Origin of the sequence: Prochlorococcus marinus str. MIT 9211, assembly GCF_000018585.1 — a bacterium.
GTDB lineage: Bacteria > Cyanobacteriota > Cyanobacteriia > PCC-6307 > Cyanobiaceae > Prochlorococcus_D > Prochlorococcus_D marinus_B.
Map to the genome: position 1 here is coordinate 841,671 of NC_009976.1, position 22,618 is coordinate 864,288.

The 22,618-nt window shown below is 34.9% G+C and carries 28 protein-coding genes and 1 tRNA gene; 22 read left to right on the plus strand and 7 right to left on the minus strand.

What is annotated here, in order from left to right:
* The first annotated feature begins 1 nt into the window (after position 1).
* From P9211_RS04600 to P9211_RS04635, 8 genes are all read left to right on the plus strand, one after another.
* Positions 2–637 carry a DUF3318 domain-containing protein gene (locus tag P9211_RS04600; protein ID WP_012195495.1) on the plus strand — a complete coding sequence of 212 codons (636 nt, stop codon included), beginning with the start codon at positions 2–4 and terminating at the stop codon, positions 635–637.
* Positions 630–998: a ribosome silencing factor gene (rsfS, locus tag P9211_RS04605; protein ID WP_012195496.1), complete on the plus strand. Its 369-nt coding sequence runs from the start codon at positions 630–632 to the stop codon at positions 996–998. The genes P9211_RS04600 and rsfS overlap by 8 nt, the downstream gene beginning before the upstream one ends.
* Positions 988–1,497, plus strand: coding sequence for a CGLD27 family protein (locus P9211_RS10050; protein ID WP_012195497.1), 510 nt, complete (start codon positions 988–990; stop codon positions 1,495–1,497). The genes rsfS and P9211_RS10050 overlap by 11 nt, the downstream gene beginning before the upstream one ends.
* A 33-nt stretch (positions 1,498–1,530) precedes the next feature.
* On the plus strand, positions 1,531–2,493 hold the full coding sequence (locus P9211_RS04615; protein WP_012195498.1) for an asparaginase: 963 nt from the start codon (positions 1,531–1,533) through the stop codon (positions 2,491–2,493).
* Positions 2,494–2,524: 31 nt separating this feature from the next.
* Positions 2,525–2,601, plus strand: a tRNA-Met gene (locus P9211_RS04620).
* Positions 2,602–2,850: 249 nt separating this feature from the next.
* The gene (locus P9211_RS04625; RefSeq protein ID WP_012195499.1) at positions 2,851–3,030 is read left to right on the plus strand and encodes a hypothetical protein; all 180 of its coding nucleotides are present in this window, start codon (positions 2,851–2,853) and stop codon (positions 3,028–3,030) included.
* Between the two features lie 202 nt (positions 3,031–3,232).
* Positions 3,233–4,567, plus strand: coding sequence for a Rieske 2Fe-2S domain-containing protein (locus P9211_RS04630; protein ID WP_049750897.1), 1,335 nt, complete (start codon positions 3,233–3,235; stop codon positions 4,565–4,567).
* A 96-nt stretch (positions 4,568–4,663) separates the two neighbouring features.
* A complete protein-coding gene (locus P9211_RS04635) occupies positions 4,664–5,470 on the plus strand; it encodes an ABC transporter ATP-binding protein (protein ID WP_049750859.1) in 807 nt (268 codons plus the stop codon).
* Positions 5,471–5,677: 207 nt separating this feature from the next.
* Here P9211_RS04635 and P9211_RS04645 read toward each other — a convergent pair whose 3' ends face one another.
* On the minus strand, positions 5,678–6,409 hold the full coding sequence (locus P9211_RS04645) for an AhpC/TSA family protein (protein WP_012195503.1): 732 nt from the start codon (positions 6,407–6,409) through the stop codon (positions 5,678–5,680).
* 236 nt (positions 6,410–6,645) lie between these two features.
* Here P9211_RS04645 and P9211_RS04650 point away from each other — a divergent pair, with 236 nt between their 5' ends.
* The 3 genes from P9211_RS04650 (at position 6,646) to P9211_RS04660 (ending at position 8,894) form a co-directional block, all read left to right on the plus strand.
* Positions 6,646–7,704 carry a chlorophyll a/b binding light-harvesting protein gene (locus P9211_RS04650; RefSeq protein WP_012195504.1) on the plus strand — a complete coding sequence of 353 codons (1,059 nt, stop codon included), beginning with the start codon at positions 6,646–6,648 and terminating at the stop codon, positions 7,702–7,704.
* A gap of 319 nt (positions 7,705–8,023) precedes the next feature.
* Positions 8,024–8,617, plus strand: coding sequence for a helix-turn-helix domain-containing protein (locus P9211_RS04655; RefSeq protein ID WP_012195506.1), 594 nt, complete (start codon positions 8,024–8,026; stop codon positions 8,615–8,617).
* Position 8,618: 1 nt separating this feature from the next.
* Positions 8,619–8,894 (plus strand): hypothetical protein, encoded by a 276-nt coding sequence (locus tag P9211_RS04660; RefSeq protein ID WP_012195507.1) that lies wholly within the window; start codon positions 8,619–8,621, stop codon positions 8,892–8,894.
* Between the two features lie 7 nt (positions 8,895–8,901).
* Here the strand turns inward: P9211_RS04660 and P9211_RS04665 are convergent, their stop codons facing one another.
* On the minus strand, positions 8,902–9,453 hold the full coding sequence (locus P9211_RS04665; protein ID WP_012195508.1) for a ferritin: 552 nt from the start codon (positions 9,451–9,453) through the stop codon (positions 8,902–8,904).
* A 290-nt stretch (positions 9,454–9,743) separates the two neighbouring features.
* Positions 9,744–10,814, minus strand: coding sequence for an ABC transporter ATP-binding protein (locus P9211_RS04670; RefSeq protein ID WP_012195509.1), 1,071 nt, complete (start codon positions 10,812–10,814; stop codon positions 9,744–9,746).
* A 168-nt stretch (positions 10,815–10,982) separates the two neighbouring features.
* Here P9211_RS04670 and P9211_RS04675 point away from each other — a divergent pair, with 168 nt between their 5' ends.
* The 3 genes from P9211_RS04675 to P9211_RS04685 all read left to right on the plus strand — a co-directional run bounded on the left by P9211_RS04675 (position 10,983) and on the right by P9211_RS04685 (position 12,588).
* Positions 10,983–11,636, plus strand: a complete 654-nt coding sequence (locus tag P9211_RS04675; RefSeq protein ID WP_012195510.1) for an endonuclease III domain-containing protein — start codon at positions 10,983–10,985, stop codon at positions 11,634–11,636.
* Positions 11,637–11,701: 65 nt separating this feature from the next.
* Positions 11,702–12,364, plus strand: a complete 663-nt coding sequence (locus P9211_RS04680; protein ID WP_041391119.1) for an SDR family oxidoreductase — start codon at positions 11,702–11,704, stop codon at positions 12,362–12,364.
* 35 nt (positions 12,365–12,399) lie between these two features.
* Positions 12,400–12,588 carry a hypothetical protein gene (locus P9211_RS04685; RefSeq protein WP_012195512.1) on the plus strand — a complete coding sequence of 63 codons (189 nt, stop codon included), beginning with the start codon at positions 12,400–12,402 and terminating at the stop codon, positions 12,586–12,588.
* A 31-nt stretch (positions 12,589–12,619) separates the two neighbouring features.
* Here the strand turns inward: P9211_RS04685 and P9211_RS04690 are convergent, their stop codons facing one another.
* Genes P9211_RS04690 through P9211_RS04695 form a run of 3 tightly spaced genes read right to left on the minus strand, consistent with a single transcriptional unit; the run spans position 12,620 to position 14,367 of the window.
* Complete coding sequence (locus tag P9211_RS04690; protein WP_012195513.1) at positions 12,620–13,510, minus strand: GNAT family N-acetyltransferase; 891 nt, start codon at positions 13,508–13,510, stop codon at positions 12,620–12,622.
* Positions 13,511–13,523: 13 nt separating this feature from the next.
* Positions 13,524–13,823, minus strand: a complete 300-nt coding sequence (locus P9211_RS10010) for a DUF6737 family protein (protein WP_343205484.1) — start codon at positions 13,821–13,823, stop codon at positions 13,524–13,526.
* Entirely contained in the window at positions 13,759–14,367 is a 609-nt protein-coding gene (locus P9211_RS04695) for a PCC domain-containing protein (RefSeq protein ID WP_012195514.1), read from the minus strand. Before P9211_RS04695 ends, P9211_RS10010 begins: the two co-directional genes overlap by 65 nt.
* A gap of 308 nt (positions 14,368–14,675) precedes the next feature.
* Here P9211_RS04695 and P9211_RS04700 point away from each other — a divergent pair, with 308 nt between their 5' ends.
* Positions 14,676–15,227 carry a CDP-alcohol phosphatidyltransferase family protein gene (locus P9211_RS04700; protein WP_012195515.1) on the plus strand — a complete coding sequence of 184 codons (552 nt, stop codon included), beginning with the start codon at positions 14,676–14,678 and terminating at the stop codon, positions 15,225–15,227.
* On the opposite strand, the gene P9211_RS04705 is transcribed toward P9211_RS04700, so the two are convergent.
* Positions 15,202–16,173: an NAD-dependent epimerase/dehydratase family protein gene (locus P9211_RS04705; protein WP_012195516.1), complete on the minus strand. Its 972-nt coding sequence runs from the start codon at positions 16,171–16,173 to the stop codon at positions 15,202–15,204. The two genes, P9211_RS04700 and P9211_RS04705, sit on opposite strands and share 26 nt — an antisense overlap.
* A 35-nt stretch (positions 16,174–16,208) precedes the next feature.
* Here P9211_RS04705 and hisA point away from each other — a divergent pair, with 35 nt between their 5' ends.
* From hisA to P9211_RS04740, 7 genes are all read left to right on the plus strand, one after another.
* Complete coding sequence (hisA, locus tag P9211_RS04710) at positions 16,209–16,976, plus strand: 1-(5-phosphoribosyl)-5-[(5-phosphoribosylamino)methylideneamino]imidazole-4-carboxamide isomerase (RefSeq protein ID WP_012195517.1); 768 nt, start codon at positions 16,209–16,211, stop codon at positions 16,974–16,976.
* 73 nt (positions 16,977–17,049) lie between these two features.
* A complete protein-coding gene (locus tag P9211_RS04715; protein WP_012195518.1) occupies positions 17,050–18,705 on the plus strand; it encodes a DUF3685 domain-containing protein in 1,656 nt (551 codons plus the stop codon).
* A 25-nt stretch (positions 18,706–18,730) separates the two neighbouring features.
* Positions 18,731–19,297, plus strand: a complete 567-nt coding sequence (locus P9211_RS04720; protein WP_012195519.1) for a thylakoid membrane photosystem I accumulation factor — start codon at positions 18,731–18,733, stop codon at positions 19,295–19,297.
* Between the two features lie 31 nt (positions 19,298–19,328).
* Positions 19,329–20,483, plus strand: a complete 1,155-nt coding sequence (locus P9211_RS04725) for a hypothetical protein (protein WP_012195520.1) — start codon at positions 19,329–19,331, stop codon at positions 20,481–20,483.
* A 56-nt stretch (positions 20,484–20,539) separates the two neighbouring features.
* Positions 20,540–21,589, plus strand: coding sequence for a hypothetical protein (locus tag P9211_RS04730; protein WP_012195521.1), 1,050 nt, complete (start codon positions 20,540–20,542; stop codon positions 21,587–21,589).
* Between the two features lie 4 nt (positions 21,590–21,593).
* Positions 21,594–22,031 (plus strand): Holliday junction resolvase RuvX, encoded by a 438-nt coding sequence (gene ruvX, locus P9211_RS04735; protein ID WP_012195522.1) that lies wholly within the window; start codon positions 21,594–21,596, stop codon positions 22,029–22,031.
* A gap of 47 nt (positions 22,032–22,078) precedes the next feature.
* Positions 22,079–22,615 (plus strand): DUF3727 domain-containing protein, encoded by a 537-nt coding sequence (locus P9211_RS04740; RefSeq protein WP_012195523.1) that lies wholly within the window; start codon positions 22,079–22,081, stop codon positions 22,613–22,615.
* Positions 22,616–22,618 lie beyond the last annotated feature (3 nt).

Here is a 22,618-nt window from a genome sequence, read left to right on the forward strand (position 1 = left end):
CATGAGCGAGCTACAGCGCTTAAAAGGACTGCTGCCACCTGAGAATCAAAGCTGGGTATTTGTTGAAGCTTCTGCTTCTATTGACCCCCCTTTAATTACTCTTGAGGAAATTGGTAGCGATGAAGTAGAAATTCAATTAGATCTAGAGGAATGGGAAAATCTTGCTATTGATCATAGAAATCTACTTTTTTGGCATGAAGTAGGTCGCATTCAAAACGACACTATTCCAAGGGATGGATGGGAAATGGCAGCATTGGCCATTGGCTTAGGTGGTGCAATAGGTGAATTATGGGTTCAAGATGGCCTTTTATTGCTTATGGCTCTTGGCTTATCGGGGTTTGCTGGATATAGGCTTTACTTAAAAAATAATTCGGAGAAAAGGCTTCAGGATGCAATTGCAGCTGATGAAAGGGCAATAGATTTAGCTTGCAGATTCGGCTACAGCGTTCCAAACGCGTATAAGAGTTTAGGCGGAGCCTTGAAGGAACTAGTCGACAAAACAAGAAAAAAGAAAAACAGAGCTTTTTTTGAAGATCGATTAGAGGCCTTAAGAAGAAGTGCCGAGAAAGCAAGAGCCGAAATGGCAGATCAACAAGGCTCTGGTCAGTCTATAACTAGTGAAAACGTTTATGGATAGCAGATCGATTGTGGACATTGCAATCCAAGCTTGTGAGGATAAAAAAGCAAGAAATATTCAAGTTATAAATATCGATAAGGTGTCAAGCCTTGCAGATTGGATTTTAATAACTGAAGGGTTATCAGATGTTCAAGTCAAAGCAATATCAAAATCAGTGGAGGACCGTCTGGAAGAAGAAGCTAATTTACTCCCTATACGAAAGGAGGGGACGTCAGAAGGAAAGTGGGCATTACTAGATTATGGAGATGTACTCGTAAATATTTTTCAACCTAAAGAAAGAAGTTATTATGAACTGGAATCATTTTGGAGTAATGGTGAGAAATTAAATATAGAATCTCCTATATATAGTAATGAAAAATAGCTTTCCATCACCAGTTCCTAAGGAACAGATACCACTCAATGAATTTATTGAGATAAAACAATCCTGGTTTTTCAAGCTTCCAGTTTCTCAAAAGCGAGATTTATATCGTTTTATACTAATTATATGGATAATATCTATTATTATATCTTATATAATAGCAACCGGAAGTATAATTCTTAATACTCATATAACCCACCTTATAACTGTTGTATTTTTATCTTCATGTATTATCCCACTTTTACTTATCTCTAGGTTATATCTAGGGTGGTCATATATATATAAGAGATTGCAATCAGATATTGTGGTATACGAAGAATCAGATTGGCATGATGGTCAGAAGTGGCAAAAAACAGCAGAAATGAAAAAGAGAGATGCCTTAATAGCAGAATTTCAAGTAAAGCCAATAATTAGTTTTGTCCAGAAATGCTTTCAATTCAATTTTATTATATTACTTATTTCAGTACTAATATACAACTTTCTACCAAGAATAACGAGCTAACTGCTTTATCATAAAGAGAGCGCTTTTAATCCAATGAGCACTACAATTCAACCAATAGAAGTAAGGTTATTACGAGGGTCTATAGTTGAGTCTATCCATAGGGTGCATGCAGTAGTCTGTGACTCCAAAGGTAGAGTTTTAATGGGTGCAGGTAATACAAATTATGAGACATTTATCCGTTCTGCTTTAAAACCTTTTCAAGTTATTCCTTTTATTAATAGTGGAACGGTTGAAAAAACAAGTTGTTCTGATAAATCCATAGCAATTGCTTGTGGCTCTCATTCAGGTACTACTTTGCATGCAAGAGAAGGTTTTCGAATCCTCTGGAATTCTGAAATTGAAGTTGACGCCTTAAAATGTCCAATACCAGAGGGTAGGAAAAGCAGGTTGGAGCATAATTGTTCTGGAAAACATGCAGCCTTTCTCGCTACATGTAAAAAAATGAACTGGCCGCTTGAAAATTACCTAGAAGTTGACCATCCTCTGCAAAAAGAAATTTTTAGAAGAGTCTCTGATTTATTACGTATCCCATCTGACGAATTTGTTGTAGCAAGAGATGATTGTGGAGCACCAACCCTGAAACTAAGTATTTCTCAGATGGCTTTGCTTTATGCACAATTAAGTAATTCGCAAAATGCGGACTTAGAGCAAGTAAACAGAGCAATTACATCAAATCCAATCCTTTTAGCTGGTAACGAAAGCTTTGATACTGAATTGATAATGCGTGCTCATGGTCAACTCATAAGCAAAGGAGGTGCCGAAGGTATTCAATGTTTAGGTCGTAATGGAGAAGGTATGGGCATAGCAATTAAAGTTGAAGATGGCTCTAAAAGGGCAAAGCATGCTGTTGCTCTACACCTTTTAAAGCAACTTGATTGGCTTACTCCAACAAGACTGCAAGAATTACAAGAGAAAAACCTATGTCTTAATACTGGAGTACAACTAGAAGTACATGGCGAGTTACGTTTTCAGGAAAACACACTTAACAGTGAATAAGTAACAAGTCAGATGTATGCTTAGAGAGCATCGCGGGGTAGAGCAGTCTGGTAGCTCGTCGGGCTCATAACCCGAAGGTCGGGAGTTCAAATCTCCCCCCCGCCACCAACTAAACGCTAATCACTGACTAGCGTTATTTTTATTTCTGAAACAAGGATTACCGTATAAATGCCTTTATTAACTAGTATTACTTGAATATTGATAATTCAATTACAATAAATTTATTGATATCTGTAGACCATTAGATATATATGAAGATAATCAGAGTCCTCCAATTAATGCATGAAGTTCAGGGGGTAAATATACCTATTGCTTTTCCAGTCAATAAATAGCATTTTTTAAAAAAGCAATTTCTTCATGTCACCACTGCCTCAGCTTGTAATTTCAACACCTCAAGGAGGAACCATTCATAAATATCAGCTTACAGGAGGCAAAAGATCTTTTCTTAGATATCTTGGATGTTATCTAGGAACATGTAAATTCTGCAACAACCTAGAAGAAGCAACTGATTACGTAGAATCAATTGAAGCAAAATAGAGGTATAACGATTTACTTGTAAAAAGAGTTCGAGAGCTGTAGTTAAAACAAATTGAAACATACAGACATATAAATTATCTAAAAAGATTGAACAACACTACAGAAACAACTGTTTTCTTGGTGATATGACCTTTTATGCTTCAAAAAGGTAGTATTATTTCCTTGTTAAAGCTTTTCTCTAGCTTTAATAATGCAGAACGCTATGGAAGATGACAGGTTTCAACAATTTAATAAAGTTAAGTTGAGCAATGGTGCTTCCATAACAAAGAATTTGCTCGAAAATACTAGTAATGAGAAAAAGACTCATAAATCTAAACAACCTACCAATCAGTTAAAGAGTGGTCTTCTTGGTTGGTATGCAGTTTGTAGTATTCGAGAAATAAGTGGGGATGATCCTTATTTCTTTACTATGTTCAATGAACCGTTGATGATATATAAAGATAAAGATTCAAATTTAAGGTGTATAAAAGATCTATGCCCACACAGAGGGGCCTCGTTCCGAGGAGGCCAAATTATAGACGGAGAACTTGTTTGTCCTTACCATGGCGCGAAATTCTCATCTACAGGAAAGTGCACCAATTTAAGTAGGATAACCTGCAATCATATAGTTGACAGCAATTACAATAATTATGCAACTAAGATACATCTCTATCAGTACTTATGCAAAGAAGTAGGAGACTATATATTTATAAATTATACTGGTAGTTCATCTACAAACCTTGAAGAAATAGAAGTTAAAGAAAATATAGATTCAAAAATACTTAACACCTATGGATTTAAAACAGAGGAGTATAAATTTGAAGAAGTTATAGTAGATTTTAAATGTGATTGGGCTAGAATAGTTGAGAATCACCTAGACATACTTCACTTATTTTGGGTTCATGGAGAAACTATACCTGATGCCGATGTTAACAGAAATGTTATTACAAGTTTCAATCAAGAAATAACACGAGACAGCAATCAAATAGAAAGCAAGTATAAATACAAGGAAAAGGATAAAGGTGAATTTATAAGGATCAAATTTCTTCCACCTGGTCGGATTATAATTTACAAGGGTAATCCAGAGGAATCACGGTATATTCAAGTTCTGGATCATATTCCCCTTGCTAAGAATCAAGCAAGAGTTATAGTTCGGCATTACAGGAAGTTCCTTAAAAATAATTTCTTTAATAGTTTAATTCTATTTAAAAATCTTCAGCATAGAATATTCTATAAGGTTTTTGCCGAAGACTATATGATTCTAAGGACTCAAACATTTAATGACCAAATGGGATATATAGAAAAGGACAATGTTAAGCTTTTAGGAGAAGATAAAATGATCCAATATTATTGGGATTGGTACAAAAACTCCCTAAATGAGGATAAGCCATGGGACATACATCCAATTAAAAGTGACACAAATAGTGTCCATCAAGAATTAGCTATGTTATACCCTCCTGAGAATAAAATACTAGCAGAAAAAAACAACAGGGAAATTGTGGTTAAGTTAATAGCTAGGCTAATTATTCCTATAGGGCTCGCATTCTTATTAATCTAAATAAAGAATAGGTATGTCAAATAATACTCGCCCTGCTTGGCTTAATTGGTTATACTTATTAATTTTCGCCTGGTCAAGTTGGCAACTTTACGTAATATGGAGCCAAAGACTCCTATGAAGTCTAATTGGTTGCAATTTAAAAATGTTGAAATAAGAATAGGCGAAGAGTCAATAATAAAAGATCTATCACTAGAATTAGCTTTGAATGAGCATTGTGCTGTAATAGGTCCTAATGGTTCTGGAAAATCTACTCTTATTAATACCATTGGTCGTTTATTTTATCCAGTAGTAAAAAATGGCTCATATTTGAAAATATTTGATAATGAGCTTATTAATATTTGGGATATGAGGAAGAATGTAGCTTTTGTTAAAAGCGATATTGACTTGCGGATAAGTAGAAGTCAAAAGGTTAAGGATATACTTATATCAGGGTTTTATGGAACTATTGGTATAAATAAAAATACAATTCCACTTGATATTTATGAGTCAAAGGCTTCGAAAATATTAGATGAACTCAATCTTGCGCAAATATCACATAAAAAATATTCTGAATTATCTGATGGGCAAAAAAGAAAGGTTCTCATTGCTAGAGCTATTACTAACGATCCAAAGGTTTTGGTACTTGATGAACCGACAGCAATGCTCGATTTAAAGTCAAGTTACGATATAATAAAGTTATTGAGCAATCTGGCAAATACAAATACTACTCTTCTTTATACGACTAATACATTAGATAATATTATCCCAGAGACTCAAAGAGTTATTTTTATTAAGCAAGGGGTAATTATTAGCTCTGGTACTCCAGATAAAATGCTAAACTCTGAATCTTTAAGCAAACTATTTGATACTAAGATAAAAGTTTATAGACATGATAATTATTGGAGAAGCACCCCTAATTATTAATTATTACAATGAGTACAATGATTACAAGCGAAATAAGTGCAAGAGATGATTTTAGGCCTTTTCCTTTTTTTCTTGATCTTATAAAAAGAGATCTATTTTTAACATATGGCCTGCCACAGTCGGCGCATATTATCTTGCCTGCTAGTGCTCTATCGGCGATAAGTCTTGCTGAACCACAATAGGTACAATTGTTAAAAGCCATCAGTACTAGTTCTTATTTTTAAGAAAAGATAATGGATTTGACATTGTTTCAGAATAAGTAAGTAAAGAATTAGATTTGTATTGATATATTAAATCAAGATTATGGTCTAGAAGAAAAGTTGCTGATCGATTTGTGAGGAAATTATGGTCAAACATATAAATATTCCAATATTTAAACACTTCTATCATGTTTAGAAGCCTAAGAGATGCCAATTCAAATGGCCTCATACAATTCTTATCTCCTAGTGAATCAAAAACCTTACCTTTAAATTTAATTAATTTAAATAATGAAATTTCATCATCCTCATTAAAAATTCTGCTTGACCTTTTATCTCCTATATAACCTCTAAGAACTTCTGCAAGTGTTCCAGGAGAGTTTACTCCTAAACACATCAAAATAAGATTATTCAGATTTCCTATTGGGAGTTTAAGACCATAACAAAGCCTTAATTGCTTATGAATCTTGCAATTCTGAAATACTGATAATTTATTAGATGGAAGACCTGTATAAGAGCAAAATTTTCGTTTAGATTCTTCTGTTCCAATTGCTAAAACCAGCAAATCAATTTTTAGCTCTAACAATTCATCCCATTTCTGCATCAAGGATTGAACATATTCAAAACTATCGAAATCTCCCAATAAACCAAGGCATATAATTAATTTTTTGTTTTGCGACTTTGCAATATGATCAAATTGCTTGTTTTCTAGTAGGATTTTTTTAATAGTTGAATTGCACAAATCTCTTTACCTCTTAGGTCTTGGAGCATTTTATAACTGACAAATCGTAGGAACCATCCTACCCCATAGCAAATAAACCACGACAACCTCCAAAAGAGTAACAACTATTAAAGTTTGGTGGTAACTATAAATAAGTTTGGTTGTATAAAAAATACAATATTACTAAGCAATGTGAAGGTATTACACGTTTGTTGAAGACTCAAATATCTTATATACGCCCTTAATAATTATTTCTCGTGCAGACCTACGGGAACCCAAACGTTACCTATGACTGGTACGCGGGTAACTCTGGGGTGACAAACCGTTCAGGAAAATTCATCGCCGCTCATGCAGCTCATGCAGGTTTGATGATGTTCTGGGCAGGTGCGTTCACTCTTTTCGAACTCGCTCGTTATGACTCATCTATTCCGATGGGTAATCAAAACCTTATTTGTTTGCCTCATCTTGCTGGACTTGGCATAGGTGGTGTTTCTAATGGGGTTATTACTGAACCTTATGGCTGCACAGTAGTAGCTGTATTACACCTCATTTTCTCAGGAGTACTTGGTGCAGGAGGACTCTTGCATTCAATGAGATATGAAGGAGATCTAGGTAATTATCCTGACTCAGCCAGAGCTAAAAAGTTCGACTTCGAGTGGGACGATCCAGACAGATTGACCTTTATTCTTGGTCACCACCTTATTTTCCTAGGATTAGGCAACATTCAGTTCGTTGAATGGGCAAGAATTCATGGAATTTATGATGCTGCCAAAGGTATTACTAGAACTGTTGATTACAACCTAGACCTTGGAATGGTATGGAATCACCAAGCTGATTTCCTATCAATATCTAGCCTGGAAGACGTAATGGGTGGTCATGCATTCCTTGCATTCTTCCTAATTACTGGTGGAGCATTCCACATTGCTACCAAGCAATTTGGTGAATACACCGAATTTAAAGGAAAAGGACTTTTATCAGCAGAGTCAATCCTCTCTTATTCATTAGCTGGTGTTGCATATTGTGCATTTGTTGCAGCCTTCTGGTGTTCAACAAATACAACTGTTTATCCAACAGACCTTTATGGTGAAGTTCTAAAACTTCAATTCGATTTCGCACCATACTTTGCAGATACAGCATCTGACTTACCTGCAGATGTACATACTGCAAGAGCTTGGCTTGCTAACTCTCATTTCTTCCTTGGATTCTTCTACCTTCAAGGACACCTATGGCATGCCCTTAGAGGAATGGGATTTGACTTTAAGCGTGTAGGTAAAGCGTTTGACAATATGGAGAACGCCAAAATAACAGCTGGATAAATTTCAAACGAATTTATCCTTAAAAGTCAAAAGCCATAATTTATGGTTTTCAACTAAGCAACACACCCACTCATTTATTGAGTGGGTTTTTTTTTGGACATACCAATTAGCTCTATTCCATAAAATATTTTCAGGAGAAACCTTTTCAAAGTCTTCAAAAACGAACTTTCTCCCCAAATATCGTATAAAAAGTTACATATTAATGGTAAATATCTTCGCAAACTCTCAATAAAGGTCATGCAATTGAGAATCGGTTGCAAAAAGGAATCTTATTAATGTAGGGTTGAGAGCGATTCTCAATTGCAGCGTTGTTATCTAAATGAATTACAGATTTCTTCCTGATGGGCCAGTCCCAAAAGTAAGGATGACGCCAGGGCAGACAGTACTCATTGACCCGTCTTCGCGTTCTGAAGGTTCTTGCCTTGAGGTAATAGAAGGAATTGCTCGAGTTTATTGTCCATGTGAAGAGACAGAAGGAATGACTTTGGCCTTTCTTCAATCTGGAGATCAACTCAGAACAGCAAGACTCTGCAGTGAAGGTATTTGCGTTGAGGCTTTGACACCTCTCTGCTTTAAAAGTGATGCCGACTCTCTAGAAGCAAACGGATATGACCCAGTTAATGAATGGACTCTTCAATTACTTCGCATTAGACATTTAGGCAACGCAGAACAAAGACTTCAAGCTCTATTGGCTTTATTAGTTAATCGATTGGGAAGAAGATGTGGTAACTGGTGTCAATTGCCATTCAGGCTAACTCACGAAAGGATTGGTGAGTTAATTGGGTCTACCCGAGTTACTTCTACCCGCCTGATTAGTCGATTAAGGTCTGCTGATTTATTAGTAGTCCCCTCTGGAGAAAGTACTATTAGCCTAGCCCCAGAGTTTGTAGAAGCTGCCCCACTGAGTATTTAAAATGAAGGTCTCTTTAGCTACATCTGACTCGCTGATTGCAAGCTTATGTCGAGAAATGGAATATATAAGAAATAGGTACGACATAATCAATAAAATGCTCAAGACAGCTAAAGATGTATACCTAATAAAAAGATTAAATGTAGAGATAGATAGACTGATTTCTAGAAAAGATGAATTGATTGCTGTAACTAAAGGCTTTAAGAGTACTACTGAGGAAGGTAATTTATCAAAATTATTTTTATTAGAGATATGTAAAAGACCATTAAACTGGCATTAGTAAATTATCAGTTGGTAGACAATTCATTGTCAATGATTAATAATGCTGGTGGTTGCTCATTGGCAAATCTTACTTTTCCCAAAATGTGGGCGAATTCATCCTCAGATTTAGTTTGACTTTCTATAATTGGATCAAGAAAAACATTAGATCTTGTATCGGTCGCCCTCTCCGCTAGAGAATACAATTGATGTAATGAACTAGTTACATCAGCTTCCATCTGAAATGCATGACATATTACTGATTCAATAGACTCCCATTGCTGATTTGGTGCTGCTATATCCTGAAGAACAACTGATTGTCCTCTGGCTATTAAATAATTAGCAAAATTAGAAGCATGCTCTTGCTCACTTAGTGATTCATGCTTAAAAAATGAAGCAAAACCTCTTAATTCTCTTTCCGCAAACCAGAGTGACATAGCAAAATATTGCGCGCTAGAATTTCTTTCCATTGTCAAATGTTGATAGAGAGCTTCGACTAAGGAAGTCTCCATAGGTTGAGCCATTGCTCTTCCAGAAGGCCCTGACATTACTGTCGATGTATTCATGCTGATGTCATTCATGTCAAGTCTCCATGAGTAAAGGGACTAAGGCTTTGAATATTCTTGATACATACAAATGATACAAGATAAATATATAAAAAGAAGTTTCTACTAGTAAAAGATGACCTTATTGTAAAATGAGAATGAATATCAGTTGCTTTTATTCAGCAGTTACATGACACACTTAGATAGTCTGAGAGATAAATTTGATCAAAGCAGTAATGCTTTCTATAAATTAAAGAAGAAGCAATGTAAAAAAAGAAAATGCTCTAACTGGAAGGGAGGGAAATGTATCTGCGGAAGGTAACTAGCTAATTATTTGCTTTAAGAATACAAGAAACACAGCCTGGATAAAGAAAAGCATATTTACCATTAATAAATTTGAGGTCGCATTTATCTCCTATCTTAATATTAGCATCCAATGTTACTGAAACCCTAAGTATATTTTGAGAATCCTGAATTCTACAAATCCATTGAGAAGCTCGAAACTCTTTGCTTATAATCGTACATTTACCGCAGGGATTTAATGATATAGATAAGGAGTTTTCATCAAACATGAGGACATTTGGCTGTGATTTAAAAAGATGAGATTGAGCAATGATCGAACCATATGGTGTATTGAAACTATTACCATTTGAGTGTATATTTACTATATTATTTTGAAAGACAAATTTACCTACAAAGGATGTAAGTGGCTTTTGTAACATATCGACAGGGGAGGAGCACTGGTGTAAAGAGCCATCCTTTAATACCGCCACTCGATCACAAATGCCTAAGGCTTCATGTGGGTCATGAGTAACTAATATTGCTGTAGCTGAACAGGATCTAAGTACACTAGTTAGTACATTGCGAAGATTATGTCTTACCTCTACATCTAAGCTGCAAAAAGGTTCATCTAAAAGCAGTAATGAAGTGCCTGGAGCAAGTGCCCTTGCTAAGGCTAGCCTTTGTTTTTGTCCACCAGATAGTTGATGAGGGTAACTATCTCGCAAATCAATCAACCCAACGAGTTCTAGTAACCAATTAGCCTTAGCTTTGTCGCTATTTGTGGATAGCCCAAAACAGACATTTCTCCATACATTTAGATGTGGGAATAATGCGTAATCCTGAAAAACCATTCCTATGCCCCTACGTTCAGTTGGCAGAACATGCTCTGGAGAAGAAACTATTCTATTTTCAATACAAATATTTCCTTGTGATGGAGACTCTAAACCAGCTATCAGTCGCAAGAGTGTGGTTTTGCCACAACCTGATGGGCCTAAAATACCAAGTAATTCGCCTCTAATAAGTGATAAATTTATTGATCGTAAGGTAGGTATAGTCTGACTTGAACTGCCATAGTAGTGGCTAAGATTGTTTATATGTAGGTGAATATCAGTCAACTATTCTATTTTTTTAGAATTTAGTAAATTTAGACTTACGTCTAATAGGTATAATGTAATTCTAAAGCAACCTTCTGAAAAGCTATTGTTGGTGTTCTTTCTTTTTTCTTTATAAAAGTGACCAAAGGTGAATCCGTATGATAAATATAAGATTAAATAGCTTTTTATATGAATAAACGTCAAAGAGCAGATATAATTATTAAGAAGCTAGAGTCACTATACCCATCACCTAAAATACCTCTTAGGCATATTAATAGCTTTACATTTTTAATAGCAGTAATGCTTAGTGCACAAAGCACTGATAAGAAAGTAAATGAGGTTACTGAGGATTTATTTCCTATTGCATATACCCCTCAACTAATGCATTCTCTAGGGATAGATGGTATATATTCATACATAAAGCAATTAGGCCTAGCTAAACAAAAATCAAAATATGCATATCTAATAGCTGAGAAACTTATCCTATCTCACTCTTCAAAAATTCCAGATAGTTTAAATAAATTAGAATCTCTTCCTGGTGTAGGACATAAGACTGCTAGTGTTGTTATATCTCAAGTATTTGGCGTACCTTCTTTCCCGGTAGATACACATATTCATCGCTTAGCACAAAGATGGGGATTAACTTCAGGAACAAGCGTTAAAACAACAGAAGCCGACCTTAAAATGATATTTCCAAAGTCATTATGGAATAAGCTCCATCTGCAAATAATATATTATGGAAGAGAGTATTGTACTGCTAGAGGCTGTAATGGCATGGTTTGTTCCTTGTGTAAACAGCTATATCCCAAAAGAGATAAAGCTGTCATAACCAAGAAAGCATAAACAAGACGATAAAAGTATGATATTTTCTATTAAAGTCTTATAATCAAAGTATTACTAAGCAAATGATGAAAGTTGCAATTAGCGGAGCATCAGGAAAAACTGGTTATCGGATAGCAGAAGAAGCTATTAAGAAGAAATTTCAGACAAAACTTCTAGTACGAAATTCTTCAATACTTCCTAAAAGTCTTGAAAATAAAGAAAGGTGTAATGTCTCATTATTCAATCCTTCCAAACTTGACAATGCTCTTAGGGATTGTGATGCCTTAATTATCGCTACGGGAGCCAGACCTAGTGCTGACTTAACTGGCCCTTGTAAGATTGACGCTAGAGCCGTCAAACAGCAAGTTGAAAGCTGTCAAAGAGTTGGTTTAAAGAGGATCATTCTTGTAAGTTCCTTATGCTCAGGAAAATTAATACATCCATTAAATCTATTTGGATTTATTCTCCTATTCAAACGAATAGGTGAAAGAGCTCTTGAAAATAGCCAATTAGACTGGACAGTAATTAGGCCAGGTGGATTAAATGAAGATGAAGAGAATATAAAAGACGAGTGTGTTCTTTACAGTTCTAAAAATACTCAGGAAGAAGGTTCTATACCTAGAAGACTTGTAGCATCCTCTTGCATAGAGGCATTACAAACAAAAGAATCTATAGGTAAGATTATAGAAATTACAAGTAGTCCAAATAATAAGCGATTAACAATGCAACAATCAATTGAAGAATTTTAGCTATAAGATTATATTATTACAAATAAGTTAAACAGATGAAAACTAACGCAAAAATAGATTCTCTACAGTTAATGCTAACTGATCTAAGAACACGTAATGAACATATACGACATAAGGCAGCTTTTAAAGGTTGTCAGCCAGAGTTCCAATCGTTAGTAAGCAAGCTAATTAATCAACTTGAAGAAGAGCTAAGTCATGAAAAGAAAAATCTAAGAAATATCTAGTTTATTAGTTCCTGTTTAATATTTATATTAACTATCCTAGTTCTAGGCATGCTAAACCATAAATTTCTTTCATAGAAACTGAAGGTTGGGTTCCCTTGTACATTCGCATTGTATGAGATAAGGATTTAAAACCTAGCTCTTTCATTAAGTTATCTGCTAATGGATTTAAACCTGGCGTGTCAATTAGTATCACCCCTGGATGTCGAAGTAAAAGACTTTTAAGTAAAATAGAAGCCAGCTCTGGGGTATCAGCTATCAATGGGCCAATTCGCCAACCTATTCCTTTCTTTAAAAGGCATTTACGAATACGCCCAAACCCAACACAGGAACCTTGGGAGTTAGTTAATGCCAGAACTTTACTCGAGTTATTATTAAATAGCCAATCTGACAAAAAGTGAGGCCTAGGAGTAGGTTCCTTATTCATGTCGTAATTCTGAATAACATCCTCAGTAATCTCTGAGTCTTGAAGTAAAATTAGACCTTTAGTATTAGTTGAAGAATGTAGTATTCCTGATTGTTTACCATCTCCGATATATTCCCATCTGGTGGTCCTAGAAGAAGGTTGAAAACCCCAAGAGGAATAATCATCAATTCTGTCAGGAGCAGCTTCTAATCCTATACAATCTAAATTTGAAAGTTTAAGTAATACGTGCTTCCAAAGAGCTAAGCCAAATCCTCTTCCACGAAATTGTTTATCAACTATAAAAAGGCCTATGAATCCATAAAATGAATTATATTTTACTCCTACAATGGACCCTATTAAACTGTCATTCAGACATGCAACCCATAGGCCTTGTCGATCAGTATTTCTATATATGTTTACGTCTCCAATACCAGGTGCAAAGCCTTCCTCTTTAGCTAATTCAGTAATTTTTAAAATATCATTGTTTTGTATAGTTCTAATATTAAAATCACGGTCCATATGAATTATTAAATTATTTACTATTTAAATATTCATAATACTGTATAGGTGCTATTACTAAAAAAGTAAACCACCATAAAGTTATTAAGAGTGTCAATAGTGATATAAGTATTATATTACTAGTAAGAAGCCAGCATAATAACAGTGATAATATACCTGTTATTATGATGCTCCATGGCTGGCACCACAATGGTTTGTCTGACCAGTATCTTCTAGAATACTTATAAAAGTTATCTACTTTCATAGAATTAAAAAAGTTTTCCTGATTTAATGATTTGATTAAACTCCTCATAGCCACCAATATATTCATCATCTATAAATATTTGGGGAAAAGTTGAACTACCACTCCTTGATTGTACTAGTTTAAATGAGTCATCACTATTAACTTCCGTTACCCTATAAGCGATATTACTTGATTTAATCATTCTTAGAGCACGATTAGACCATGGACAATCGGGAATTACTGCAATTTCTAGTCTGAAAGTTTCTTTAGTGTTTTTTTCACCTTTAATTGTGGAACTATTTACTCCATGATCTAAGGAAGTTAATAGAATGTCAGCTTGTTTTAATACTATAGTCCCTAATTCAAGGTGCCCCCCCCAGACCTTGCAGTCGGAATCCGAGAAACTTAGATGGAGGTGTACATTGCTGGGTGTAAAGGTTCCATTTAATGTGATAATTTCAAGATTACCTTTTTTTATCGTCGGAACATCAATTCCGGGACATTGAAATGCAACTGCAGAAAGATTACCAACAATACCAGTTACGAAACCAGACTCTTTTTTTTGCCGGCCATATTCTTCTATACTAGCTCTGAGGTCGTCACCTGCCTTTAAGTGAATTTGCCTGCTAAACATGTTTATGCTGAAAGATTTTTGATAAGTATTTATTTGGAATGTACGCAGAATTAATTTTGTTCCAATTTACGGACTATAAAGTACATCGCTACGAGAGATCCTACCAGAGTAATCAATAGGAAGGCTGTCATCTGAAAAACAACTAAATACAGTATTAATATTCGCACAAATGAATAGCAAAATCAATTGCTAATAGAAATTACACAAATAGTGTAATAGTCTAAAGGTCAAAGCTTAAGCTCACATCTTATACTATATTTATAGTATAATTAACTTTAGTCTTCTTCAAAAAACATTATTATTAACTAATGAATTATATTCTACCAAAATCAATAAGTCTTGCAGATATATTAACATCAATTAGAATCATAGTTTGCATACCTATTCTAGCTACTTTAATTTACCAAAATCTATTGTTAACATGGATACTTATTATATTAGCTGGAATAACAGACGTACTAGATGGATATTTCGCCAGGAAAAAAGGTAATGGAACTGTTTTTGGAGCAAAGCTTGATCCATTAGCAGATAAACTTGTAATATTTACTGTTTTTTTATGGTTAAATCAGCAATCGATAATTCCATTTTGGTCCCTTTGGATTATTGTTACTAGAGAATTATTAATTACAGAGTCAAGATCTACTAATAATATAGGTCAACCAGCATCTAACTCAGCAAAATTAAAGACTTTATTGCAATTTACTTCTATAGTATTTTTGCTCTTCCCTTTTAAATTACCAGTATTAATCTCTGATATTGTTTTTGATTTTGGTTTAACTGCCTACTGGATTTCATTGACACTCTCAATTTATTCAGCCTTCAAATACTCTAGTTCTAAAATAAAGTATTATCTAAAGTAAAGTCTGGTTTATTATTAACAAGTAAGGTGTAGTCATTTAAGTAACTATCCTCTAACCCTCTTTCAAGACTATATATAGGTTTCCAATCTAACTCTCTTTGAATTAGAGATGTATCTGTAAAAAAATGTGGCAACCTTAGAGGAAAAGCCTTTCTTGCTTTAGGGTCAAGTTTAGATGTATTAAATGAACATAACCGTAGTTCGTCTTTATTACTTCCACTAGCCTTGGCAGCTGCGTAAACAAGGCCTTTAAATGTAATAGCTTTAGCAGAACTACAATTGTATATCTTGTTTTCAGCAATCTTATAATCCAAACTAACTTTAATTGCCCTTGCTAAGTCAGCAACATGTCCAAGTTGGGTAAGCCCCATTCCCTGATCTGGTAAAGGAATAATTTGTGAATAGGTAATCCGGTCGAAAAACCATTTCTCAATAGGGTTGTAATTAGATGGACCATAAATATAAGTAGGACGAAAGACCGTAAAAGGTATGCCCTCATTTTTCAACCAACTCTCTGTTTCTGCTTTCCCTATATGTCTACTATTAGGGTCGATGGGACTTGTTTCTTCTACTGGCAGAGATTCCGAATAAGAATAAATTCCTGCTGAGCTTATATATATAAATCTATGCTCCGGGTAGCCTGTTTTGGCAATTACATCTTCCGTCTCACTAAGATTTCTGCCAGAGCAGTCGATTATTACATCGAACTTTAATCCTTCTAATTTATCTATATCACTTGTTTTGCGGTCACCCTTAATATGACGTACTCCATTTGGGTAAGGATTGTTCCCACGAGTAAAGAGAGTGATCTCATGCTTATCTATTAGTAAATGATCCACTATGGCTTTACCTACAAAGCGAGTACCGCCCATTACAAGAATTTTCAAAGCATTAACGCAAGTGAACATATCTATTGAAGCGTGCCGAGGGTTCCACAAAATACACATTCAGGTGGAGGATAAATAAAAGATACTTTTTCAATATGGAGCTTATCCCAGCTATAGATTTACTAGAAGGCAATTGTGTAAGGCTAGTTCAAGGTAATTACAATAAGGTAACTAAATTCAACAGCGATCCTGTAAGTCAAGCCCTTAGATGGGAAGACATGGGTGCAAGCAGATTGCATATAGTCGATCTGGATGCTGCAAGGCAAGGTTTTTCATCTAATGATGATGTAATCAAACAAATAGCTAAAAGCCTATCTATCCCAATACAAATAGGAGGAGGGATTAGAACAAGTAAAAGGGCTAAAGAATTATTAGATTATGGAATAGATAGAGTGATTATTGGTACGGCAGCATTAGAGGATCCAAGGCTTGTAGAGGACCTAGCCTCTGCTTTTCCGAAAAAAATTGTATTAGGAATAGATGCAAAGGAAGGCAAAGTAGCAACTAGAGGCTGGATAGAACAAAGCGATGTGAGAACTGAAGACCTTATAAAACAATTTTCCAACGCGAAAATAGCTGCAATTATTTCAACAGACATTTCTACTGATGGAACTTTAGAAGGTCCAAATTTAAAAAGTTTAACCTCTGTTGCGAAAGTCTCAAATGCACCCGTAATAGCTTCTGGAGGGATAGGCTCTCTAGCTGACCTAATTTCATTGACAACGCTAGAAAAGGCTGGTGTTACTGGTGTTATAGTAGGTCGAGCGCTTTATGACAACAAATTTTCTTTAGAAGAAGCTATAAAGGTCTTGTTAAATATTGACCTTCAAGACCAACCTTTTAATGCAAAAAACATAGCCTAAAAGAAATAAGAATAGCTAATAGGCGATTTCTATTGATTTAGGACTGGAAGATTAGGTAAAAGCTAGTTAAGTTATGGAAAACTATATAGAAAAGAAATTGACCGAAGGTGGATACCAACAAATCTTGTTGTTAGCTCCATCCTTGCTTGGGGAGTCTTTAGCAGCTCAATTGCAATCTGCCAATAAATCCAATGAGATTATATTGCGACAAGAAAATTTAACTAAAGCTCCAGCTCTTGTTATATGGGCAATTGATAATGTAGTAATTCCATCGACGATTAGATTTGAGCTAAGGACGCTATCCGAAAGATGGGCACCATCGCCAATACTTCTTCTACTGCCAAGTAAAACATCAATACCTCCTAATGAAATTTTGAATTTTGAAAGTGATGGAATACTCCAAGATCCAGATATAAAGACATTAGTTGACTCTATTTCAACAATTCTAGAAGGGGGGAGGGTATTTCAATTAAAACAAGCTCAGAATCCAATAAATAGCACTAGGAAAAGATCAATTGGTATAGGTCAGTATCTTTTGAAACAAGGGATAGACCAAATTGATATGAAAATTGCTCAATTGGAACCAATTCTTAGCCCTCTACCCATAAACCCCTTTCTGCGTATAGCCATAAACGGTAGGAAGAGAGAACTAAATAGCGCAAAAAACATATTAATTTGGGTATGGGGACCAATTCATAACATGCCAATAAGTGATATTTCAGCTAAATTAACTTCAGATATTGATTATATATACGATAATTTTGTAGCAGATATAGTACTCCCCCAAAGGGATTCGAAGGCTGTAATAGAACTCATAATAACTCGCCTGAGAAAATCAGTAAGTGATCCTTTATCAAACTCTACAGGGACTATATTTGCCTTACAGGCAATTACTGAATGCAAACAAAAAACACTTTTACTGGAATTGATTACTCAACTAGAAAAGTTACTATTGCGGTTAATTTCCCTGGATAAGAATGAGTCTAAAATAATAGATACCTGGAATTCATTTCAACTTAACCTTCGCAAAGAGGCTATCCGCTCAATAGCAGAACCTTATACAACAATAGAATATGAAGGAAACTCTGTACTATTAAGAGATCGTCTAGAGAAACTAACTGAATTAGACGAGATTGATGAGGATATGCCTAGTCCTAAAAATATTGTTCAAACCCTCATTTTAAATGAATCCTTAAAAGTTGATGACCAATACCTTCCCTACGATCACCCAAAGTCAGTTATAAGAACGGAAATGATCTTAACTAATTGGCTTATAAGAACAGCTGAAATTATTAGTTCAGAGCTTCTTAATCAAGCATCAATTTGGCCAGACCTTAGACAATATTTGCTAACTTCAAATCTTATTTCTACAAGAGAACTTGAACGTCTTCGCAATCAATTAAATTCGCAATCTAGAATACAAAGTCTATTTACTCGTCCTATTCATTTATACGAAAGTAAAAGACTTCTCTACCGTATCAACCAAAGCTCTATTGAATCTTATATATTAACAGAGTTACGAGATAAAGAATTAAGGGAACTGGGTTGGCTCCAAAAACAAGTTACGTTATTAGTAGAAGCAAGAGATGCATTGGCTCCGCAGATACAATCCCTGGTAAAATATATAGGTAATTTCATGGTGATACTACTAACTAACGTACTTGGTCGTGCCATTGGTTTAGTTGGCAAAGGAATAGCTCAAGGGATGGGTAGATCTCTATCCAGATAAACTTTCTTTATAAACTACTTAAGAAATGAACTTAATTAAGCTTCCAATAACATTCGTTCTAACTCTTTTTATTTTTATATTTACATTAGTCAATCCACTCAATGCAGCACGAGATACAAATAGTTTTGACGGTAATATATTTCCAATCTATGCAGGTAATGGTTCACTTGTTCCTCCCGCCTCAACACTAAAACAATCATTGGAAAACAAACGGACTAGTGTATTAATATTTTATTTAGACGATAATGCCGACAGTAAGCAGTTTGCTCCAGTTGTATCTGGACTTAAACTCTTATGGACTTCAACTATTGACTTAATACCATTAACAACCGACGAATTTCAAGATAGAACTTCAGATAACCCGGAAGATGCATCTTATTATTGGCATGGAAATGTTCCGCAAGTTGTTGTAATTAATGGCCAGGGGCAAGTAATTTTAGATGATGAAGGTCAGGTTTCAATTGAAACCATTAATTCAGCGATCAGCAAAGCAACTGGTCTGGAGCCTCCAGAATTTACTATTTCAATAAAGAGCTTTAATGAATATAATAGTGATGCCTCTAAGGATGGATATACTGACCCTCGTAAATAAAAATCTTAAGTTCCCCTAAAGCTATAAACATATGCCTTTAATTCTCTCTCTACTTGTATTTTTTCTATTTTTGGAAATAAATCATAACTTTAGAAAGAAGTCAAACCTTAAAATAACTCCGATTACATATAATGTAATCCATGCATCGAATAATATATTTATATCAGGAACTCTCCTTATAGAGAATAAGTACAAAAGAATAGAGTTAATGATACCTGAAATATCCTTAAAACTTAGCTTATATGGTGAAAAAGACCTAAGCGCACTTACAAAAGAAATTAAGATAATTCCAAAGCATAATGATATGAATAATAGATCCGATTATAACTGGAAAGCTTATATAGTAAAAAGCAATTCATCTACTGAAGTTGACTTTACTCTTAATATAACCGATCCAAGTTTTGCAGATCTTACATCACATGTGTCCTTAGCTTGGGTAGATGTCTTTTGGATTGATTATGGTCCTTCAGGAAGAAATGCTAATAGGTCTGGATTCTCATTAGCTATAACTAAACCGACTCTTACTAAGAATACGGAGAAATCATTTATTGCAAACAGATACTCCAGAATTCTTCCAGTAAAAACACATATACTAGGAGTCCTAGATGATCCCATAGAAGTCATTAAAACCTATACTAAAAACATTGTTAACCCTTCCGATATTATAATAATAGGAGAAACACCTCTATCAATTACTCAAGGCAATTACTTTCATCCAGCCACTATAGAACCATCTAATTTAGCTAAAATTCTTTGTAGATTTTTTCATCCCACAAGTAGCCTTGCAACAGCGTGTGGGATGCAATCACTAATCAATGAGGTAGGTCCTTCTAGAGTTACATTTGCATGGATTATTGGAGCTTTATTGAAATTATTCAGAATTAAAGGCTACTTCTATAATTTAGCTGGTAAACAGGCAAGGTTAATTGACGACATTACCGGAACGACTCCTCCATATGATCAAACAATTGTTCTAGGTCCCAATCAACCGCAAAGATTTTGTGATGAGGCCTATAAAAAACTTGGAATTAATATTGCTGTAGTAGACGCAAATGACTTAGGCAGAGTAAAAGTTCTTGCTTCAAGTAACAAAAAGCTTAACCCCTTACTCGAAAAAGCGCTTATATCAAACCCAGCTGGTAATGGTGATGAAAAAACACCTATACTAATTCTTAGACCTTATTAGAAAATGCAAGCAAAAGGACTAAAAATAGATAGATTTAACTAAGCATCCATACCAAAGTGCAAGACGATAATACAAAACCTATTACTGTTGAGTTTTTAAGTTTCAACCACCTTCCATCCATAGGCATGGAAAAAGATGGAGACACATTTCAGTGGCTTCAACTAATGGTTTTTAAGGGGTTAATTGCAAGGATAGAAGAACGATTTCCCAACTTACTTCCAGCTAAGCAACCAAGTTGTCTAGTAGCTATACAGTCGAATCAAGTTCTTGGATATATTGCACTTATACCTGTGAATATAAAGGGAACTTGCTGGGCGATTTCAGAACCTACTCTAAATAGTTCCCTTAAAGAACCTCAAACAAGAAGCATTAAAAGAATTCTCTTCGATAATGCATTGAAGATCAAAGTATTAAATGTAAGAAATTGGCTAACGATATGTTCTACAGCTAATAGTGATGAATTAACAAATGCAAGATATAATGGGTTTCAACCATTAAAATATATAAATCGTTGGAAGCCCTCTCAAGAAGGAGATACCCTACAAAACCAAATCACACAAAACAACTCTAGTGCATCAATAAAATGGGAACAAATCAATAAGACAAACTATCTGGACGTTTGGAGACTAGCTCAATCAAGCGAACCAGTTCATATAAGACAAATTATAGATAGAGATTCAAAGGAAATACTGACCAACAAATCCTCGGTAAATGGAGTGTTAATTTCATCTGAAGGTAAGTATAGAAAAGCAATAGCAGCGCTAATTCCTCACTATTTTTCACAGGAGAAGCAAATTTTTAAACTAATTAGAGACGTTGCCTGGGATAGTCGTCTTAAAATAGAATTATCTATTATTTTAAATAATCTGGCAAGAAGAGAAAAAGAGCTTTATATTGATATTTCTTCAGATGATATTGAGCTAGGCCAACTATTTAAGGATATTTCTTGGCAATTAATAGATGAGAAAGTAATACTTGGCAAGACACTTTTAAAACGCGCAGAATTCAAACAATTATTTTCAGAACAAATAGGTATAGATTCAATGCTAAAAAAACTTAGACCGCAAAGCCCTCCATTACCATCACCATTAAGAAACATTCACTGAAATTGTGTTGCCTGCTATATCAAAATCTGTACTAAGTCTGGATGTAGGTAAAAGACGCATAGGGATTGCAGGCTGTGACCCCCTTGGTATAACAATTACCCAACTAGAAGCAATAAAAAGAACTACATTCAATAATGAAGCTACTCAGCTGAGGCAACTTTGCGATTTAAGGGATGTCAGGGGCATAATTATCGGTTTGCCTCTTAGCGATTTGGGGAAAGAGACTAAACAATCATCCTATTGCTATACCTATGGAATTAATATTGCAAAAGAGCTTAATTTGCCATTAGCCTGGGTAAACGAACATAGCAGCACCTGGGAGGCTGGCCAAAGATTCAAACTTCAAAATGATCGCTCTGGGAAACTTGACAGCGCAGCAGCAGCTTTACTTCTCGAGCAATGGCTAACAGAAGGTCCAGAGCTTGAATTTCTGAAAAACTGAAAATCAAACTTCAATCAACTAATTTTTTCCTAGGATACTAAAAACTCATGTCAGATTCAAAAAGTCAACAAAGCAGTGAAGTTCCAACTCTATTAGTAAGAGACAGTAATAACAGTGAGCTTTTATGTTTTCTAGAACAAATTGTTCCAATTAATAATATTGAATATGTTCTCCTAACACCTGTTGACACACCAGTGTGTCTATTCCATCTTTTAGATGAAGGAGATCCTGAACTCATTAAAACAATAGAGAAAAAGGAACCTGTATTAGAAGTTGCTGATGTCGTACTACAAGAACATGACCTAAGACTTATAAGATCAGCTGTAACACTAACTGTTTCTGGTGAATTAGAAGAACCAGAGCCTGAAGAGCTAGAGGAAAAAGATTTCGATGATGAATCAGAAACTTACGAATTGCTAGTTAGTTTTAAGGTAGAAGAAGAAGAATACGGGCTATACATTCCACTAGACCCATTTTTTGTAGTTGGTAAACTTGAAGATGGTCAAGCTACTGTGGTAGAAGGGGATGAGTTTGATAAAATTCAGCCATTAATTGAAAGTGAGCTAGAAGAAAGAGATAACTAATAA